The organism is Lysinibacillus sp. FW301-JW8 (assembly GCF_058788755.1).
On the sequence record NZ_JBYTBB010000107.1, the window covers coordinates 9749 to 11998 of the forward strand.

Annotated in this window: 3 protein-coding genes; 1 reads left to right on the forward strand and 2 read right to left on the reverse strand. The window is 36.7% G+C overall.

Annotated features, from left to right (window positions below; all coding sequences use genetic code 11):
• Positions 1-143: 143 nt before the first annotated feature.
• Positions 144-938, reverse strand: coding sequence for a carbon-nitrogen family hydrolase (locus AC3WOM_RS25615; RefSeq protein ID WP_492448889.1), 795 nt, complete (start codon positions 936-938; stop codon positions 144-146).
• A gap of 251 nt (positions 939-1189) precedes the next feature.
• Positions 1190-1498, reverse strand: coding sequence for a hypothetical protein (locus AC3WOM_RS25620; protein ID WP_427549247.1), 309 nt, complete (start codon positions 1496-1498; stop codon positions 1190-1192).
• A gap of 347 nt (positions 1499-1845) precedes the next feature.
• Between AC3WOM_RS25620 and AC3WOM_RS25625 the strand changes: the two genes are divergently transcribed.
• Entirely contained in the window at positions 1846-2088 is a 243-nt protein-coding gene (locus AC3WOM_RS25625; protein WP_492448890.1) for a DUF3923 family protein, read from the forward strand.
• Positions 2089-2250 lie beyond the last annotated feature (162 nt).

A 2250-nucleotide genomic window follows, 5' to 3' on the forward strand; every position in this document is an offset into this window, starting at 1 on the left:
GTTTCGCTCGGGTCTCCCGCCGTTTCGCTCGGGTCTCCCGCCGTTTCGCTCGGGTCTCCCGCCGTTTCGCTCGGGTCTCCCGCCGTTTCGCTCGGGTCTAGCAAGCTCAAGTCGCTCTGCTTCTTGAGCTTGCTACCAAATCATTAATTTTTAATAGTTACGCCACTATATAACCCAGGTCTGCGATCATCATAAACTGGAATTCTTCCTCTGACTTCATCAACAATAGAAAAGTCTACGTCAATAACAGCCACTTCTTCATCATCAGCACCAACCCAAAGAATTTCTCCCCACGGCTGAATAATCATAGACTGGCCATTGAAGTTTTCTACCTTTTTCGATATACGATTTACTGCAATAACAAAGCATTGATTTTCGATGGCACGTGCTTGCAGCAAAGTTTTCCAATGGTCGATTCGAGGTGTTGGCCATTGTGCTGGTACAAATAAAACCTTTGCTCCCTCTAACGCATGGGCGCGAAGCCATTCAGGGAAGCGGATATCATAGCAAATTACCCCTGCTGCCTCAATATCTCCAAGCGTAAAGCGATTCATTTCATCGCCCGCCTCTAAATACAAATGCTCGTCCATTAAGCGGAAAAGATGGGCCTTGCTATATTCACCTACTAGCTCACCATTTTTATCAAATGTATACATCGTATTGTAAAATTTATCGCCCTTTTTCGTAGCAACAGAGCCGCCCACAATATGTACACTAAGTTCCTTTGCCAAATTTGCTAAAAAAGCTTTCGTTCGCTCTCCATCTACATCTGCAAGCTCTGGTAAACGTTCAAGTGCATAGCCTGTATTCCACATTTCCGGTAGTACAATAATTTCTGCACCTTGTTTTGCAGTTTCTCGAATCTTCTCCTCAGCTCGAGCAAAATTTTCATTAACTTTGCCGAAGCCTACATTCATTTGGATGCAGCCAATTCTCATTACTATTCCTCCTCTAGACCATAAGTAATAGCTTTCAATTACAAGTATAATTAAGTTTTCCCATATTCAAAGATGTGTATTTTAGTGCGCTTTCGCTTTTACACATTCCATTATACAACATTTAAATCTAGACTAATGTATAATTATCCAGTTGTTTGGTCATTCAAAGTTAACGCTTTATCTATTATAATCATCAAATAAAACCTCTCCATACAGAATAGTCTATTTATACAAATAACTACAGTTAGATATTACTCAACTAATTCCACTGTAAGTGTAGTAACTTCAATAGGTGCTGAATCTCGCATTGTACCATCGTAACCGACTTTTACCTTATCCCCGACTAGAAATATTTCATTGGGATTCATCGCAAGGTTTACATAAATTATTCCTGAAATTGGACTATCTTCAGTTTTATTCACATAAACTACAGCTCTGTGTCCATTTATCTCCTGGATCACTCCTATAAAAGTGGCTTTTATTTTACTATTGGAGCTATATATAAATATTAAACCGCAGCATAGAAGAAGTATAACTATCAAACCAAATTTCATTTTCAAAATATAATCCCCCTGTAAATCTACTTCACACACCAAAACCTGATTCTTTAGATTAATATTATCTTGTATTAACATTCATTGGTATATAAATTCTGTTTACACTGCTGCTAATTCTCTAAATTTGGTCTACTTGCAGATAATGTTTGTCTTTCTCATTTATCTTGTAAATTATAAGGCAATCAGTCTTAAGGCTGAGAAATAGCACCGCCTAAAGCTTGTTGCCAATAAAAATATATAGTATTACAATTAAACCATTAAAGGGAAATTTATGAATCTCAACATTAGAATTTAGATTAACCTCCTGTTACTCAACAATTAAGCATAGAAAGAAGAGGTTTATTATGAAAATGAAAATATGGTGGGCTATAAATTTTGTGTGGCTATTTATCTTTGCTGCTGGGGCCATATTTATTGGAGTAAGAAAAGTTGATTTTGCAGGGGTAGTTCAAACTTCTGAAATTAAAATGGTATCATTCATTATTTTAGGTGTAGCATTTCTAATTGTTGTACTATTTCAACTAATACTACTTATTTATTTTTATTTTGTTAGAAAAAGTACAGTCAATAATTCTACAAGAAAACTATCTTGAATCAAAACTTTTTCTAAGTCACTTATATAAATGACTTCATGTTGTTGAAATACTATTATGTCAATGACATCAAGGTGGCAAATTTAAAAGTATAGCCCTTTTTCAAAACGAGGGGTTGATCTCCGTTCCGACTGAGCGCTTTCCTGGGGGCGTCCGATGAGC

Excerpts from the sequence above, each read along its gene's own strand:
- AC3WOM_RS25625 (WP_492448890.1), top strand. The coding sequence starts at position 1,846 with ATGAAAATATGGTGGGCTATAAATTTTGTGTGGCTATTTATCTTTGCT.
- AC3WOM_RS25615 (WP_492448889.1), bottom strand. The coding sequence starts at position 938 with ATGAGAATTGGCTGCATCCAAATGAATGTAGGCTTCGGCAAAGTTAAT.